Source organism: Actinomadura sp. KC06, from assembly GCF_004348735.1.
GTDB lineage: Bacteria > Actinomycetota > Actinomycetes > Streptosporangiales > Streptosporangiaceae > Spirillospora.
Genome location: NZ_SMKT01000180.1, coordinates 1 through 16605, shown reverse-complemented (window position 1 = coordinate 16605; position 16605 = coordinate 1). Strand labels below are relative to the sequence as shown.

Here is a 16605-nt window from a genome sequence, read left to right as displayed (position 1 = left end):
CGCCCCGCCCGGCCTTCCACCAGGCCCGTGAACCGATCGTTCTCATCAAGGGCGCCAGGGCGGCGCGGCTGCTCGACGACACCGGCACGCTGAACTGCCGCCTCGCCGGTCAGCTTCTCACCAAGGCCGACGACACGGCCGTCAGCGCGACCGAGCCACCGGGATTCGCCGCGCTGAAGAACACGTTTCCCGCGACCTTCCCGTCAGGGCTCGCCGACGGGGTGCTGGCCGAATTCGCCACGCTCGACCAGCACTGTGCGCCGACCACCGCCGTCTTCGCCGACAACGCGACGCCGGTCGGCTGGACGTCGGACGACCCGCGGGTACGCGCCGTCCGGTGGGCGGTGACGACCTGGAAGCAGCCGTGGACGCCGCTCCACCTGGTGTGGGAAGGCGAGTACTTCGCCATTCCGTACAACGACTACAAGGACCAGACCCGGCGCAACTGGGTCATCACCGATGACGGCTACGTATGGCGCGGCAAGGGCGACGCCGATGACGGCAAGGCGGTGCCGCGTCGGATCTCCGGCCAGATAGCGCTGACGGCGCATGCCGTCCACAACATCGCCGAGCGCTTGGCCAGGATCGACGACGAGGCACCGGGCCAACCGGCTCCGTTCCGAAGCGCCGTCCAGGACCTGCTCTCCTACTTCACCGACCCCACGGCGAAGGGCGGCGACCTCATTTCGCAGGCCCTCGACGGCTTCACCGAGCAGCTCACCGGCCGCCGGTCGCTCGTACGCCCGCGACCGGACGCCGACATGGCGGAACTGCTCGACGGCCACCACACCTACGCGCCCCGTGACCTCCAGGCCGTCACGAAGCTGCCGCAGAACCCCGGCATCGACGAGAACTGGGTCGAGGCCCCCTACTACGTGCCGTTCCGTGCCGGTCAGTTCCGGCTCACACGGCTGTTCCTCGTCGACCGGTTCGGCCGGGGCCACCAGATCGTCCACACCGAGGACGCACCGGATCAGCGCCCCGATCCCGCCCGGGCCGCCACGGTCATCCCCGACTCCAAGGACCCGAACCACTCGGCCGCGGCCGACGCCCTGGTGCATGTCGAACGCCAGGACCTCTGGAAGCCGCACCTGTTCCACCTGCGCCCGCGGCTGCCACAGCCGGCCCGGCTGGGTTTCGACGTCGTCTCCAACCTCGACGACACCTCACCGGCACCCAACTCTTCGAGCGGCGACCAGATCAGCGGCTGGATCGTGCCGAACTACTTCGATCAGGCGCTGCTCTGCATGGCCCCTGACGGGCTGCTGCTGGGCGAGCTGCGTCCGAAGAACGACACCGAACTCCAGTTTGAACGCTTCCACGACGACGCGCCCGTCCTCGGCCATCCGAGCAGCGCCTATCCGCACCTGGCCGACTTCGTGAACGGGCTCAACAGCCGAAACGACAGGGTCAAGTCGCTGGCGGACATGCTGGCCGCCGTCGAACGCGCGCGGCTGACCATCGCCCCCTACCGGCCGTCCTCCGCCCATCCCACCCTGCACATGCTTGGACGGCCGCTGGCGCTACTGCGAGCCCGGCTCGAACTGGAGCCCGACGCCGAGCCGGTCGTACCCATCAGACCGAGCCTGCTCGGCGCCGACCCGCCCACGGCCGAGTACCAGAAGTACTCGTGGCCGATCCTGCTCGGCTCCACCGCCTCCTTCAGCGACGGTCTGGTGGGCTACTTCGACCAGAGTGACTACGCCACCCTCTACACCGTCTCTCCGCCAGACCAGCTGGAGAGCACGTACGTGACCGGACGCGGCGACGGCGCCCACCTCGCGCTCGCCCTCGGCGAATCGCGGCTCGTCACCCTCCTCACCGATCCCTGGGGAGGCGTACAGGCCACGATGTTCATCCTGCCGACCGGCTACCTGGCCTTGGACCCCGATTCGGTCGCCCGCGCGCTCGCCCGGATGGACGCCATCTTCCACCTCGGCCCCGTCCTGGGAAGCCCGCGCACGGTCACGGTCAAGACCGCCGACCTCACGGAGGCGAAGGTGAACGCGTTCGCCCTGCCGCTGCCCGTGGTCGAGGCCGGCACCTGGAGCTGGCAGCACCCCGACGGAACACGAACCGACGTGGCGGCGACCGACGCCGCCGCGCACATCACTCCAGAGTTCGGCGCCCGCCTGCGGACCGGTCTGCTTCGCCTGGCCAACGGCCTGAGCCGACGGGACTGACGACGGCGCAACCTCGCGTACAGGAGATCAAAGTGACCACCACCAAGGAAATGACCGCCCAGAAGATCGACGAGCAGCCTCCGCCGTTCCCGCTCCGCACCAGCGTCACGACGCAGCCTGCCCCGCTGACCGTCTCGCCGAGTGAGAGCCGGCCGGCCGCGGGATCGCTGGACGTCCTCGTCAGCTGCGGCCCTTTCGACTCGCCCGAATTCCAGCAGCTGAACATCGTGTTCACGGTGGCCGACGGCTGGGACAACGACGACGCCGAAATACTGACCCCCGACTGGGAAACCGTCGTGGCGAGCATTGACCTGCCGGCCGGCTGGGAAAGGGACACCAGCCAGGACATCAAAGGAAGGTTCACGTTCGCTCCCAAGGACCAGAAGGCGAAACCGAACGACACGCTCCGCCTGCACCTCGACATTGAGAGGCTCAGCGCCAAGATCGGCATCACGAACGTGGTCTTCACCATCAAGCCGGTCGCCCATCAGACGAGACCGGAGCCGGTAATCATACCGCTGGGGAAATTCCCGCCGGGCTTCTCCCTGACCAATTTCCGGGCCGACGACCCCATCGTGGAGTACGGCGAAGCGACCAAGATTCGCTGGGACGTCTCCGGAGACCAGGGGGTGAGCTACGAATACTACGTCAACGGCCAGAAGTCGCCACTTCCCTCGGCGCAGATTAAATCCCCGATGGACACGGGGCCGCTCCAGCGCGTCACCGTCTACAAGCTTCATGCGAAATACCAGGTCGGATCCGAATGGACGACGCACGACTCCTCGGCCGTCGTCCACGTCAACCGCGGCGACATCATCGCCAACAACATCACCGCGAACAACGCCGAGATCGCCGGGATGCCGCCGTCCTGCGCCAAGCTCGTCAAGAAATACGACTTCCCGGTGAACAACAGCACCAAGAACTGGAACATCGGAAACCCCGGCCGTCCGGACGACGGGCTGATCGTCGGCATACTGCTCATCGACTCCGCCGAACACGTCGAGGCGTCGATCACCCTTGAGCTCGTGAGCACGCTGACACCCACGAGCAAGGTCACCGTCACGTCGCCGAACAGCACCTTCCCCTGCGACCACTTCGTGGCGCTGGCGCCCGCCGAAGCGGCGTACCGGGTGTTCTTGAAGACGACTGGCAACGGTGAGATCCACGGTTATATGCGGCTCTACTGGATGAGCATGACCAACAACTACACGCCGCCCACGCTCCGATAGCGAGCCGGACGAGCATTGGAGCACAGAATGGACCGGTCAGACGACCTGCTGACCCAACGTACCGAGATGGCGCGCGTCCTCGGACTGAACGAGCCCGTACCCGAATCGGTGCTGAGGGCGGCACTCGCCGACGACTCCTACGCCACCAATCTCCTGATCTGCCGTCGACGGCCGGACCTGCTCCAGCACCTCCTCGACAAACCGCCCCAGCGAACGGACCGCGACATTCCAGCGCGCGAACTCCTCGCCAAGGGCACCGCCGCGCTGGCCCGCTGGGCGCGAACCGGCTTCAGCGTCGTCGATGAGGCGACCTACGCGCGCCGCACGCAAGCCTGCCGTCAGTGTCCCTCGCTCAGGCAACCGGAATCCAGTGGGGCGCGCCGGGCGCTCCGGGCCGTCAGCACCGCGGGCCTCGATGACAAAGCGATGTGCGGCATGTGCGGGTGCACGATCTCCCAAAAGGCCCGCCTGCCGACGGAACAATGCCCGGCCCGCCACCCGGACGACCCAGGCAAAACCCGTTGGGGCGAGCAGGTCGACAGCACCACCTGAGCGGCGCCGCCCACGAGATGCCGTTACGAAAGCAAAGGAGTTCGACCATGAACGACTACAATCCGGATGAATGCTCGAAGAAGCTCAAGGATGGCGGATTTATTCCGCCGTGCGATGACATCAGCCAGCAGCTACCCCTGCACTGCGACAACTACGGCGAACTGGTCCACGAAACCTGCAAGAGACATAAGGACATCGGGCCGTATTATCCCATCCAAATGACGGCCTGTGTACTCAGGGACGAGCACGACCAAATCCTGGAGTACAGATATATCGATGACCCGCACATGTTCCAAAAATGCCAAGAACTGCACAACCAGACGAAACAGGACTGGGAGCCCTACCTCTGTTTTTGCTGCTGTGCGTGTCTGGCCTACGGGACACCGGTGGAAACCCCCATGGGCGCCCGGGCGATCGAGTCGGTGCGCACCGGCGACCAGGTGCTGGCCGCGGCACCGAACGGCGCGTCCGGCGATCTGTCATGGAAACCGGCGGAGGTCACCTTCAGCGGGGGTGCGGAAGGTGGCACCAGCCAGAACATGGTCTACCTGGGCTACGGCCGCACGGGGCCCGACCAGGACCTCATCTGCTCGACCGACCAGGTCCTCATGGTCGACGGGGGGAAGCTGGTGCGCGCCGGCCAGCTGCACCACGGCGACCAGCTCGTCGACAAGGACGGCAACCCCGTCACCATCCACACCATCGCCATCGGCGCCTACACCGGGGGCGTGCACCATATCGGCACCGCCACCGTCGATGATCTGGCCGCCGAACATCTCGTCATCGTCGGCGGAGTCGTCGGCGGCGACTACTACATGCAGCTCAACTATGACTCGCTGCCCAACGGGTACAGGGTCGACGACGCCGAGGAACGCCCCCAGCTGTGGAGCGCCGACTACACCTCACGGGCAGGCGAGCCGCACCCGCTGAACATGATCTTCGAGGCGCCGGGAGGGGCGAAGGGCACCACGCCGCGATCCGCCACCGGGCAGTTCACCGCCTACAGCCGCGAGCCGTCCCGGCCGGAGGGCATCTCCGCCGACCTGCTCACACCCGCCCAGGCCGCGGACGTGCTGGCCAACGGCCATCAGATCAACATGTCCAACCCGATCCCGCACTACGTCGCCGAGAACATCTTCAAGCTGCTCGGAGGCTTTCACCCCGACATCGACTTCTACCTCGACTGGGCCGACCCGACGCCCAACGTGTACGCCCTCAGCCAGTACGGACGCAAGATCGTCATCGTCACCGGTGGTCTCGCCCGCCTGAAGGAGATCGGCTACCACGGGCTCATCATGGCGATCGCGCATGGCGTGGAACGCTTCTCCGGACAGAAGCCGCTCGACGCCGACGGCTTCAGCGTCACCGGCCTGGCCGACTATCTCGCCTTCGCCGTCGACGGACAGAGCATCTGGTGGCATCCCCCGGAGGCCACCGTCTGCCCGCCCGTGGCCTACAAGGACATGAGCGCCCTCTTCGGGCTCATCACCCCGGCGAACTCGCACGCCGACCCCGACGACCCGCTCGATCGGCCCTCGGTCCAGTGCCGGCTGGACTGCGTCGGGGCCGGAGTCGCCGGCGCCTCGCTGCCCGAATGCGCGGGCGGCTCACCGAAGATCAAGGTGTCCCTCGAAGACGCCGTCGCCCAGGACGCCAAGACCCTGGTGCTCACGACCAACCTGCTGGTCACCAAGGACTCGGCGGCCGACACGAGCCACTACGTGCTCACCCCGCCGGCTCCCGTCCACCGCGCCCACCGCGACTCCGACTCCATGCCGTACCACATCCACCTGGCCGCCGACCTGGTCCCCGGCCACGAATACCGGATCAAGATCCGTGATCTGGTCGCCGACGGCGACCACGCCGGTGTGGACCCGGACCACGACACCCGGCCCTTCACGGTCCCCACGTGATCGAGCGGCGGAATCGCGTCCCCGCGGGAGGCGGTCGGACCGCCGGGAGCTGCTGACCCGGGCGGCGCGGGCCGGTCGGGGTCGTTTACGCGGTCCGGTCCGGGTATCGGCGGTAGATGGACGTGACCCGTTCGCGGAAGCTTCTCGGCATCTACCTCAACGATCACCTCGCCGCCGCGGCCGCCGGCGTCGCCCTGGCGCGCAGGCTCGCGCGCGGTCATCGCGGCTCGGACGAGCAGGCGCGGCTCGCGCGGCTGGCCGACGACGTCGCCGCCGACCGCGGCGCCCTCCTGGAGATCATCACCTCGCTCGGGCTGCCGGTCCGCCGGTACAAGAGCATGGCGATGGCGGTGGCCGAGAGGGCGGGACGCGCCAAGCTCAACGGCGGCCTGGTCCGCCGCTCGCCGCTGAGCGACGTGGTGGAGCTGGAGGCCATGACCCTCGCGGTCCAGGGGAAACGCGCCGGATGGCGCACCCTCCTCACCGTCGCCGACCGGGAGCCCGAGCTCGACACCGCGCGGCTGCGGCAGCTCCAGGCGCGCGCGGACGAGCAACTCGCCGTCCTGGAGCGGCTCCGGCAGGACGCCGTCCGGGCCGCGTTCGGCGAGGCGAGCGCCGCCGAACCGGCCGCGTCGCCGACGCCCTAGCACCGCCGGGGCGACGCGACGACCCGTGAGACGAGTCGTGCAGACCTTCCTTCCGCACGCGGACTTCGCCGCCACGGCCCGGGTCCTCGACCAGCGCAGGCTCGGCAAGCAGCGGGTCGAGGCGTTGCAGGTGCTGCGCGGTCTGACCGTCCCGGGCTACGGCTGGCGGAACCACCCGGCCGTGCGGATGTGGACCGGGTACGAGGAGGCGCTGGTCCGCTACGGGCTGGAGATCTGCCGCGAGTGGTCCGGCCTGGGGCACCGCGACACGTGCGCCGCCACGCTGACCACCGAGCTGGCCGGGGCGTCGGGGATCGAGCGGCCGCGCGACCAGCGGCGGCTGGCGGACGCCGGTGAGCTGCCGCCGTGGCTGGGCGACCCGGCGCTGCACCGCAGCCACCGCTCCGCGCTCATCCGGAAGGATTCCGCGTTCTACGGGCCGCGCTTCCCCGGCGTCCCCGCCGACCTGCCGTACGTATGGCCGCTTTCAGACCGCGACCGCGCGACCGGCCCCTCCTGACCGAGCGGGACGGCCTTCCCCCGAAGGAGGCGCGGTTCGGCCTATTCCGGACGGGTATGGCTGAGCGCGTTCCGGCCGGACGGGCATCGGGATCATGACATCGGGGGACGCCTATGCGGACACGATGGAGGCGCCGTGCGCGAGCGGCGCGCTGGCCCGCGGGCATGGGGATCGCCGGGTGGCGGTGGCTGCGGCGCTCGAGGCGGGTGTCGCGGCGCAGGCTCCGCTCGGGCGCGCTGCCAGAGGCCGCGCAGTTCCCGCGACGCGGCGGGTCCCGGATGCAGGGTGCGCGCCAGGGCGTCGGCCCCGGCTTCCAACGGCGTTACATCGTCCGGATCACCGGCAGCCCGCTGACCCCGGCGCAACTGATGACCCGGCTCGCGGACGATCTCAACGCCGCGTCGCCGGTGGAGGTCGCCGTCTTCGACAAGACGGCGGGGGGCTCCCGGCGCCCGGCGGTCGGCGACGAGTACGTGGTCCACATGCCGGGACCGTGGAACTGTCCCGTGCGGGTGGTGGAGCAGACGCCGGTGTCGTTCCGGTTCGCGACCCTGCGCGGCCATATGGAGGCCGGTGAGATCGAGTTCCGGGTGGCGGAGGGCCGGGACGGCGGCCTGGTCTTCATGATCGAGTCCTGGGCGCGCAGCGGCGACCGGCTGGCGGAACTCCTCTACTCCAAGGTGGGCATCGCGAAGGAAATGCAACTGCACATGTGGTCGCATTTCTGCATGCGGGTCGCCGAACTCTCGGGCGGCAGCATGGCCGGAAAGATAGAGGTTCAGACGGAACGAAAGGAGGCCGCCGAGCCCGGGCGGCGGAGACGGCCGGGCGCCCGCGCCGTCGAAGCGGTTTTCGCGCGGGGTTTCGCGCTGGCGGCCAAACGGCTGCGGAACCGGCCACTGCACCCGAAGGGCCTTGTGGTCGATGCCGCCTTGCGCCTGCACGGCACGTCCCAACGCTGGGGGGTGCCATTGCTGGACGACCAGACCGAACTGGCGGGCAAAGCGCGGCTGTCCCGAGCGGTGGGCCTGCCGCCCGCACTTCCGGACATCCTTGGACTGGCCTTGCGATGGACGCAGCCGGACAACGGAGACACCGCCGAACTGTTGCTGGCCACGACCGGGCGCGGCATTCTCGGGCGCCGTCTGCTCCGTCCCATGAGGCGCTGGAGTCCCGCCTTCTACGGCTCCCTGCTGGCATACCGGGTCGGTGATCGCCGCGTCCTGCTGGGCGCGGTCGCCCGGGAAACACCTCGCGCGGCCGCCGACCTCCGAGCCCTCGCACATGCCCTACACGAAGGGCCGCTGCTCTTCGACCTGGTGGTGGCTACCGAGTACGGCCAGTGGGAACGGTTCGGCGAACTGCGGCTCACCGGACCGCCGCTCAGTGACGAACGTGAGCCGATGCGTTTCAATCCGGCCCTGCACCCCATATCCGAACTGCATCCCGCGGGGCTGTTCCAGCAGGTGCGCGGCGCGACCTACGCGACCGTCCAGCGAACCGCGCCCCCTGGCCGTCACTCCGTCCGCCCGAGAGACCGCGTCCCGGCGGGGCGCATGCGACGGCGGTACGACGAACTGCACCGCCTCCCCCTCAATTTCGACCCGCGGCGGCATGACATGAACAAGTCGGAAAAGGGCTGGCACGTCGACGACTACCGGCAGCAGTTGCCCCCGGAGCCGCCGGGTCCTCCGGTTCCGGGCGGAAGCTGGGAGGTCGCCCGGCGTCTCGTCGGCGACTACGAGTACGCCGACCCGGCCATCATCCGCCGGATCTGCCGTTCCGGCCCGCCCGAGCCCGGCAGGGAAATGCTGCTCGAAGGCCGGTTCTACGGCCTGCGCTTTCACCTCGGCGTCCGGGTCGGCGACATCGTCGACACGACCATCGAAAGGAACGGACGCCGGGTGAGGGTGTGGGGCTGGAACTACCAGACGCTGGAAGGGCACCTCGAACGCGGCCAAATGAACCAGGAGGTGCGCAAATGGCTCGACACGGGCGAGGTGGAATTCCACATCCACGTTTTCTCGCAGGGCGCGTCCACGGCTCACCCCGTCGTCCGTCTCGGTTTCCTGCTCTTCGGCCGCTACATGCAACTGAAGTTCTACAAACGGGCCTGCCGCCGCATGAAAACGCTCACAGCGTCCGCCCTGACCGCCCCCAACCGCGCGCCTCCCCGAGGCTGAGCAGGAGAGCGGCGGACGATCGCGGAGCTACCGGCCGGGGCCCTACCGGCACGGCTGGCCGGTGCGGGGGTCGGGTAGGGGGTTGGCCAGGTTTCGGCGAGGTCTACGCGGGCTGCGACGATCTCGGTGCGTAGTTGTTCCGCGGTGAAGGTGGGGCCGCCGATGAGCGTGCGCAGGCCCGTCGCCCGGCGTAGCTGTTCGGCCAGTTGGACGGTCGCGAGCTGGGCTGTGGCGTCGGGGGTGGCCGGTTGGAGCCGGACGATGTCCAGACCGGCGTCGGCCAGGTGGTTCAGGCCGTCCACTAGCGCCTCGGTGCCGGACTGGTACGGCGCTGTCTCAGGCCAGCCCAGGTCCACGGCGATCAGGCGGAGGAACGCGCTGTTCTTGCGAAGGACGCTGATGGTTTCGGCGAGATGGCGCAGCGAACTGGAGGATGCGGAGAGGTCGAACTCGACCAGGCGGAACTCGGCCTCTACGGCCTTGTCGTGCGCCGCCCGGTCGTTGGCGGCGCCCCGGACGCCGAGCATGGCCGGTTGGCGGGGAACCGTCGCGTTCAAGGGCGGCGAGCCGTCCAACCCGCATAAGTACGCCAGCGCGGGGCCAAGCCGGTCGTCGAGCTCCAGGACGGCACGATGATGCGGAAATGCCGGGCGCGCGAGGTGTCCGGGGCCGAGAAGGACCTCTGGTGGGATCGGGTGGTTGGGCGCGTTCCCTGACCCCCGCCGACCCACCAGCGCAAGACCGACCGCAAGAGCCCGGTGGGTAGGTGCGCGGTGAGCTGCCCGACGCGGCGTTATGCCTGGCCGGTATCGATGCGGCTGATTTTTCCGTCGTTGACGGCGAAGCGCCAGACGGTGCGCATCTGGCCCCAAGTGTCGTTGCGGTAGTCGGCGACCAGCGAACGTCCCTGATCGCTCTCGGACACCACGTCCATGTGGCCGCCGGAGACGAAGATCTCGCGGTCAGCCCAGTCTGACAGGTCCCGTTCACTGCCGTCGTCGTAGAGCCTGGCGTCCTGGGTGAGCACGGCGAAGAAGCCGTCGCGATCGTTGGCGTTGATCGCGGACACCAGCGCCCGGACCACCGGCTCGGAAAGCTCGTCGGTCTTCAGCATGAACCATCCCCCGATATGACATGGCCGGTCACCGGCCTTCCCGAATACGGGATCGGTACCCGGCATCCCTCTGCCGAAGCCGCAAGCCCCACCCCTGCCCAGCGCGGCCCGACCGGCGCGCCGTCCAAGGGCGTTCTGCCCCTTCTCGGGGTCGACGCGGTAAAGATCGCCGTCGGCACCGTGGCCTGCCCCGGCACGAAGCGAGCGCAAGACCAGACCGGTCACACGCGGCGGATTAGTGCGCCGATAGGGTCCGGTTGGCTGGTCGTGGTCGTGGTCGTGGCGCGGCGTTCGATAGACCCGTTAGGACGTGACCACGACTCCGCCGATGCCTGTACGTCCGGCTGGGGTGCCTACGAGTTCGACCGTCACGCCATCGCGGACGCGCTCCCCGAAGACGTCGACGATGGCGTCGGTGACTCCGGAGACGAGTCGGGCGACGATCTCGTCGGCGTCGGGTCGGCTGAACGCGGCCTCCTTGATGCCGAACGTGACGCTCGGCGCGGATGCTTGTGCCGGCACGCCACCGATGCCCCATCGGCTGGGCGGAAGGCCGATCAACTGCACGACCGCGATGCTTCGGGCCCAGTCCCCGTAGACGGCGACCGCATCGGTCAGTTTCTCGATCAGTGCGGCCTCACGGCCAGCCAGGCCGCTGGCCGCGGACGTGATCCTGCTACAGGAGATGAATCCGAACTCGACTGAGGTGCTACAGCGGGCCGCTGGGGCGGACTGGCTCGTCCGCGCGGTCGATCTGCGCCCCGCGATGCCCGACGATCGGCCAGGGCGGCCCCGTGGCGTCGCGATCGCCGGTCGAGGGCCACACCCGCGTTCGAGCCGGCTGCTGACGGAATGCCCGTTGCCCGTTCGACGGGTGGTGGCTGGCCACTGCGCTACGCCGCGCCGCACCCTGCAGCGAGCCGACGACTTGCTGCCCGGCGACACGGACCGGGCGACGCGCGCTTCGCTGCTGGGCTGCCAAGCCGAGGAAACCGCCGCGTTGGGCGTCCCGTCAGCCCGAGACCTAGTCGAGCGAGCGTCGAACCTCATGGCCGATGCGCGTCCCGACGCAGAGCGCTCCTGGGCCCGGTGCCTGGAGTCGTCCCGCTTCTCGTACATGCACCTGACCATCACCACGCGGCTCGACGACGAGGACGCGGCGAACTCCACTGCCGAGCAGGCCCGTCCCCGGGTGGGACCTGTGGGAATTCCGTGGGACGATCACGAAGGCCAGACTGCGTTAGCCAGGGTGAGACTAGGCGATCCTAGGGACCTGACCTGCGGTGACCTTGATCACCGGACGTGGCCAGGGGCGTCTTACTTACTTGTGGTCCAAGATGTCGAGGGTTCAAGTCCCCCACTCATCCCTGGGGCATGAACGAAAAGGCCCTGGTCATGGCGATGCTGACCAAGGCTTCTCTGTGTCCCACGTCAGGCTCCCATCCAGGATCTCCGATTCCGGAGCGATCTTGCCTTAGGCTCCTCGTGACGTTGGTACACACCCATAGCCGCAGGTGTCTAGGAGTACCCCCTGCCGGGTCACCCATCGGCGCGCCGCGAATGGCTATCTGGCGGAGTTGTGAGTCTCCGCCAGGCGGTCGCCCAGCTACGCACATCCTCATCTCCTCCACCAGAACCTCGTATGAAGGCCTCCAAGGTTGCGAGCTTCTTCGGCAACGCATTGAGGCGAAGAATGTTTGCCAATGTGCCGTATGAAGGCCCGCCCGGCACTCGTTCAGCCATGTCGCGATAGCTCGGATTGCCCGCCCATTCTCGATAACGACGCAGCAAATCAAGGAGCTCGAATGCACTATTCGCCGCAAGAGGGTCCGGCTTGCATTCATACCCCTGAACGTCGGGTATCACAACGGGTCCGACGCCAGATTCACCAAGCACATTTCCCGCGCGCCGCAGTTCTTCCTTCACTGTCTGAGTCGCCAGGTCGGCGGTGACTCTCCTTAGGTTCCCCTCTGCATCCGAGATGCGCTGCCGTAGCGCTTCGCGTCGCTGAGTGACAGCCTGAGAACGCATCACAGCATGTTCAAATTCGTCGAGGCAGCGCCGAAGCTTATCAACACTCCAGTTTCGTCCTGTCGCCATGAACCCGGCGGCGACTCTTCTAAGCCAGGCCGTCTCCGTAACCTCGTACGTTCCCGAAAGGAGTAGCCAGAGCTCATCGGTGGATATCAGCGCCCGATATGCGATATCGGAGGGCTCGGCCCCTGCGTCGACGCGATCGATAAAGGCAGCGCCCAGAAGGGCAGTGAGATGCGCCTTGCTGCGATACAGCTCCTCCTGTACCTCCCGAAATTCTCGGTCGATCGATTCCTCGTCGGCCTTAGCGCTACGCAGGCGCGCCTTGGCGAACTCCAACCCCTCGTCCGTCCGCCACGCCTTCCGAGTCACCTGAGAGACCTCAGTCTGCATCGGTGTTCACTGCAGAGAGGTGGGGTCGTCGCCAGCGGAACCTGCTCTTTTGATCAGGATCTGCATGGTCAGGGCACCCCCTACACCAAGTGCCAATGTGACGATCAGGGCGTATAGGGCCGGGTAACCCATCTGGACCAACAGCCCACAGAAGCTGGTCAGCGTCGCGATGACCGTGTCGAGCCCCACCGATTCCAGCGGTCGTCTCGGAACGGGGTTGTGCCCCTCACCGGGCAGCGAGGGAGGTTCTGCGCCCACACGGGCCTCCACAGTTAGGTACGGCGGATCGGACGGGACTTCCGAAAGCCAAATGATCAATGAGGGGTGGAGCCTTCACAGATCGACGGCTTCGACGAAATATCATGCCACGATCGCAAGACCTTTCCAGTGAGCGGCAAACACGCATGAGACATAAACAGACAAAAGCGACAATTCACGGGCGCGCCCGGGTATAAGATCCTCCACCATGAACGAGATCTGTTTAAAACTGTTGAGTCTCGATAAGAAACGTCACCAAAGCCCACCGCCATCACTCGGTCGATGTCTAATCGCCATGTGATCGTGTCCGGCCCTGGCCGGGATCACTGCGGTCTCCATCAGCTTGGTTCGGTGGATCGGACGGGCGAGCGGAGACAATCAAGAGGGCCGTGTGATGCTGTGCGGCTTCTCGGGCCCGGACTGGTGGGTGGAGCCCCAGTCCGGGCCTGGCCGCCATGTTCTCCCCCTACAGGTCAAGCCCTCTACGATGGGCGACCATCGGGGGATGGACGGGTCGGTACCGCCAGTTGGCAACGCCGAATGCCGGAAGCCGCGGCAGTGGCGGCGTTCAACTCGAGGCCTCCGGGTTCGATGACGTCCTTTGATCGGCAGTGCGCGAGGACCGTCCGGTGATGGCACCGTGATCGCACAAACGGCGCCTTCCTACACCCAACCAGACCCCACCAGCCCACACGAAGGACCATCGCGCAGCCACGCTGACCTTGCCAAACCCGCCACGGCCAACCTGGGCCTCACGACGGACGTCACTCTCCTAATGCGGTTCGGGTGGGCGTCCCTCGGGGATGGGGGTCCCGGTCCTGTAGTCACGACCGAGTCGGTCGATACCACACCCCCGGGTCCGAGCAACCACGGCGACGATCACCTCGTCGGAGTCGGACAACACCACCGGCTACCTCCAACCGCGGACAACATCGGCGCCGCGAAGACCGGCAGAGCGAAAGCTCGGAGTCACAGTCGTCGGCCAGAATCAACGATGACCCCGGCTGACCGAAGTCAGCGTTAGTAATCGAGAACGGCAGGGGCAACTAGTGTGCGGCCTCAAACCGTTCGACCACGTTGGCGGGGATGCGCCCGCGGTGGTTGACCTTGATACCGGACTGCTTCGCCCATTCCCGGATCTCGGCCGACCGTTCCCGGTTGCCGGCCCCACGAGCCCCTGACCGTCTGCCCTGGGTGGTCTTGATGGGGCGACCGCTTTCCATGTAGGTGTGCAGCGTCCGGCGGAGTTTGTTCGCGTTTTTCTCGCTCAAGTCGATCTCGTAGGTCCTGCCGTCCAGGCCGAAGGAGACGGTCTCTTCAGCCGCACCACCGTCGAGGTCGTCGGTCATGATGACTTGCACCTTTTGAGCCATTTCTCAACCTTCACCTTGGGTCGTCGCATCACTCTTACGCTAGCGAATCGAGCGTAGCGTTGCCTTAAAAGCCTGGAGTCGCTCCGGTGGTAGTGGAGGGTGCGGTAATCCGAGGAGGACGCGGTGGTGGAGAAGGCGGTTGGCCGCCTCGGCGACGCATCTGATTCTTGATCAGTCTGGTCTCGGGGTTGACGCCGTGCGGAGTCTGGAGGCCCTGGTGCGCCGCACGGTGCCGACGATTCCAGCCACGCGCGCTCATCGTTGCCACCCACCGGCTGCATGGCGTCGCGGCCCAGGTCATCTCGCGGCGTTCAGGTCGCAGCGTCATAGGGGTTGTACTAGACACCTAAGATCGCCCCACACTCGGCGTTCGACCTGGAGGTCCTCCCGCCCCGTTTGAGGACGACGTCACGGATGGCGCACGTCAATTCTGCCCGCACATGTTCTTGTACCCGTCCATGGCTTCTTTCTCGTCCATCGCGGCGTACTGCTTGCCGTCGATGTCGATGGTGTCGCCACTCTTGCTGACGATGATCGGTTCGGTGCCGCGCCCGCCCGACCAGATGACCTGGTCGGCTGCGTCGTTGAGCTCGCCGGTCTTCTTCGCCTCGTCGTTGATGATGACGGCGCTCTTCCCGGTGCTTTCGCACCCGAACGTATGGTACGAGACGCTGCTTCCGTCAATGGTGATTCTGCCGTCCTCGTCGTAGTACGCACCGTCGAGGTCGCTTCCGCCGCAGGCGGAGAGCGTGAGAGCGGCCACGATGGTCAAAGCCGCGGCAGCTGCGGTCCACTTGCCGCTCCTGGCAATCATGGTCGTCTCCCTCTGCATCCGTCTGCCGCATTCACTACGGCATCCTCGTTTGCCAGCCACGGTGCCACAGAAAGCGGTTCACATGGCACAAATAGTCGAATGCCTGTTCGACAACGGATGGGGGGATGCCCGGTGGGTGGGGCGAGATCGCGTGATGGTGGCTCTGCGGCTCCGGGGCGGTGACATCAAGTTCGGCGCAGCGGTACGGCCGTGGCGATCAGCCCTCTTCCATGATGAGCGGCGTCCATTCGCCGAGAGCCTCGCAGGGGAGGCAGGTGCCGCAGCACGCCGCACCTGCGGAGACGCACTCCAGCAGCAGGTATCGGGCGTGACCGGTGTGCCAGTCGCCTGTCTCCGCGTCGGGACCGGGAGTCACCCCGCAGTAGGGGACGAGATCCCTGGCGGGGTCGAGGTAGAGGTGGTGTACGACGTCGCGAGGCATGCCGGCCATGGTGTCAGAAGACGCTGGCGCTTCTTCCTCGTCTGTGAGCCGACAACGGCACAGAGGAGTCCCGCGTGCACGCCCCAGCCCGATGGCCCGTATCCACCTATGGATAGGAACTGTCGGCTGGATATCCAATTCATCCCCTCTGCTGAGGCTCGAAATCTGCCGCCGCTGACCGTCACGACCTCCCAGGAAGGAGAAACCGGGCGCCCACCTGTACCGAGGTAAGCGCCCGGCCATTCGCGATGGCCTACGCCGAGAAACGCGGTCGCTACTTCCGTGGCCGCTACCGCAACCCCCGGGCGTCATCCCCCAATGGGGCACCGTGTCCGCCCACAAGGACGGCGGCTATCCTTTCACCACCAAGACCGACGCGCTCAACGCCGCCAACGATAAAGAAGCCGAGATCCGCAGCCTGGTCGCACTGTGGGACGGACCGCCCGTCGAGGGTGTCACGCTCGACCAGTGGCAACGCCTCCTGGCCGGGCGGCGGCGAGCCCGTGGAGAAAAGAACCCTTTCGCCGGGGAAATCACCTTCCGGGAATGGATCGAGACCAAATGGTTCCCCGCCCAGGACATCGAGGACAGCAGCCTCCACACCTACGAACAGCACCTGCGGCTGCGGATTTTCCCAAAGTTCGGCGACGTGCCCATTAACACGATCGTCGAGCGAGAAGAGGTTGAGGCATGGGCCATCGAACTGCGTCGCCGGTATGCTCGTAGCACGGTGGGAAACACCCGGGACCTCCTGTCCACCATCCTCGGCGACGCCTACGAAGCAGGTCTGGTCGACGTCAATGCCGCCGCTCGCCGCCGACGACGAAGACGAGGCAAGGTGATCGATCAACGCGCCCAGACCGTTCAAGAGCCACGACCGTGGGCTACACCGCTGGAAGCGCTGCTGATCGCCGAACGATGCGCTGTGCTGACCGGACGGAACGACGACT

The 16605-nt window shown here is 67.0% G+C and carries 16 protein-coding genes; 8 read left to right on the top strand and 8 right to left on the bottom strand.

Translation table 11 applies throughout. The features are described from left to right. From E1287_RS44290 to E1287_RS36145, 7 genes are all read left to right on the top strand, one after another. Nucleotides 1-2183: hypothetical protein (locus tag E1287_RS44290; RefSeq protein WP_165969378.1), on the top strand; the 2183-nt coding region annotated here is incomplete at its 5' end. Nucleotides 2184-2215: 32 nt separating this feature from the next. Continuing rightward, complete coding sequence (locus E1287_RS36170; protein WP_131969785.1) at nucleotides 2216-3412, top strand: hypothetical protein; 1197 nt, start codon at nucleotides 2216-2218, stop codon at nucleotides 3410-3412. 27 nt (nucleotides 3413-3439) lie between these two features. Further along, the gene (locus E1287_RS36165; RefSeq protein ID WP_131969784.1) at nucleotides 3440-3964 is read left to right on the top strand and encodes a hypothetical protein; all 525 of its coding nucleotides are present in this window, start codon (nucleotides 3440-3442) and stop codon (nucleotides 3962-3964) included. A gap of 47 nt (nucleotides 3965-4011) precedes the next feature. Beyond that, nucleotides 4012-5877, top strand: a complete 1866-nt coding sequence (locus E1287_RS36160) for a polymorphic toxin-type HINT domain-containing protein (RefSeq protein WP_165969377.1) — start codon at nucleotides 4012-4014, stop codon at nucleotides 5875-5877. Between the two features lie 116 nt (nucleotides 5878-5993). Then, nucleotides 5994-6524 (top strand): hypothetical protein, encoded by a 531-nt coding sequence (locus E1287_RS36155; protein WP_131969782.1) that lies wholly within the window; start codon nucleotides 5994-5996, stop codon nucleotides 6522-6524. A 25-nt stretch (nucleotides 6525-6549) separates the two neighbouring features. Then, complete coding sequence (locus tag E1287_RS36150) at nucleotides 6550-7044, top strand: MSMEG_6728 family protein (protein WP_243719676.1); 495 nt, start codon at nucleotides 6550-6552, stop codon at nucleotides 7042-7044. Between the two features lie 164 nt (nucleotides 7045-7208). Further along, nucleotides 7209-9227: a DUF1990 family protein gene (locus E1287_RS36145; RefSeq protein ID WP_165969376.1), complete on the top strand. Its 2019-nt coding sequence runs from the start codon at nucleotides 7209-7211 to the stop codon at nucleotides 9225-9227. Here the strand turns inward: E1287_RS36145 and E1287_RS36140 are convergent. The 8 genes from E1287_RS36140 to E1287_RS36100 all read right to left on the bottom strand — a co-directional run bounded on the left by E1287_RS36140 (nucleotide 9146) and on the right by E1287_RS36100 (nucleotide 15655). Beyond that, the gene (locus tag E1287_RS36140; RefSeq protein WP_131969780.1) at nucleotides 9146-9802 is read right to left on the bottom strand and encodes a hypothetical protein; all 657 of its coding nucleotides are present in this window, start codon (nucleotides 9800-9802) and stop codon (nucleotides 9146-9148) included. The genes E1287_RS36145 and E1287_RS36140 overlap by 82 nt on opposite strands. A 218-nt stretch (nucleotides 9803-10020) precedes the next feature. Beyond that, on the bottom strand, nucleotides 10021-10566 hold the full coding sequence (locus E1287_RS46045; protein WP_243719675.1) for a hypothetical protein: 546 nt from the start codon (nucleotides 10564-10566) through the stop codon (nucleotides 10021-10023). A gap of 78 nt (nucleotides 10567-10644) precedes the next feature. Next, nucleotides 10645-10863, bottom strand: a complete 219-nt coding sequence (locus E1287_RS45120) for a tautomerase family protein (RefSeq protein WP_207934666.1) — start codon at nucleotides 10861-10863, stop codon at nucleotides 10645-10647. Nucleotides 10864-11880: 1017 nt separating this feature from the next. Beyond that, nucleotides 11881-12714 carry a hypothetical protein gene (locus E1287_RS36120; protein ID WP_131969779.1) on the bottom strand — a complete coding sequence of 278 codons (834 nt, stop codon included), beginning with the start codon at nucleotides 12712-12714 and terminating at the stop codon, nucleotides 11881-11883. Between the two features lie 60 nt (nucleotides 12715-12774). Continuing rightward, a complete protein-coding gene (locus E1287_RS36115; RefSeq protein ID WP_131969778.1) occupies nucleotides 12775-12957 on the bottom strand; it encodes a hypothetical protein in 183 nt (60 codons plus the stop codon). A 1115-nt stretch (nucleotides 12958-14072) separates the two neighbouring features. After that, nucleotides 14073-14399 (bottom strand): Lsr2 family protein, encoded by a 327-nt coding sequence (locus E1287_RS36110; protein WP_131969777.1) that lies wholly within the window; start codon nucleotides 14397-14399, stop codon nucleotides 14073-14075. 424 nt (nucleotides 14400-14823) lie between these two features. Beyond that, complete coding sequence (locus tag E1287_RS36105; RefSeq protein WP_131969776.1) at nucleotides 14824-15213, bottom strand: hypothetical protein; 390 nt, start codon at nucleotides 15211-15213, stop codon at nucleotides 14824-14826. A gap of 217 nt (nucleotides 15214-15430) precedes the next feature. Further along, a complete protein-coding gene (locus E1287_RS36100) occupies nucleotides 15431-15655 on the bottom strand; it encodes a hypothetical protein (protein WP_131969775.1) in 225 nt (74 codons plus the stop codon). Between the two features lie 328 nt (nucleotides 15656-15983). Here E1287_RS36100 and E1287_RS36095 point away from each other — a divergent pair. Beyond that, on the top strand, nucleotides 15984-16605 hold a 622-nt coding region (locus E1287_RS36095; RefSeq protein WP_207934665.1), incomplete at its 3' end, for a hypothetical protein.

What these genes read in the sequence shown, in the direction of transcription:
- E1287_RS36165 (WP_131969784.1), top strand. Translation starts at nt 3,440, where the DNA reads ATGGACCGGTCAGACGACCTGCTGACCCAACGTACCGAGATGGCGCGC.
- E1287_RS36160 (WP_165969377.1), top strand. Translation starts at nt 4,012, where the DNA reads ATGAACGACTACAATCCGGATGAATGCTCGAAGAAGCTCAAGGATGGC.
- E1287_RS36155 (WP_131969782.1), top strand. Translation starts at nt 5,994, where the DNA reads ATGGACGTGACCCGTTCGCGGAAGCTTCTCGGCATCTACCTCAACGAT.
- E1287_RS36145 (WP_165969376.1), top strand. Translation starts at nt 7,209, where the DNA reads ATGGGGATCGCCGGGTGGCGGTGGCTGCGGCGCTCGAGGCGGGTGTCG.
- E1287_RS36110 (WP_131969777.1), bottom strand. Translation starts at nt 14,399, where the DNA reads ATGGCTCAAAAGGTGCAAGTCATCATGACCGACGACCTCGACGGTGGT.
- E1287_RS36105 (WP_131969776.1), bottom strand. Translation starts at nt 15,213, where the DNA reads ATGATTGCCAGGAGCGGCAAGTGGACCGCAGCTGCCGCGGCTTTGACC.
- E1287_RS36100 (WP_131969775.1), bottom strand. Translation starts at nt 15,655, where the DNA reads ATGCCTCGCGACGTCGTACACCACCTCTACCTCGACCCCGCCAGGGAT.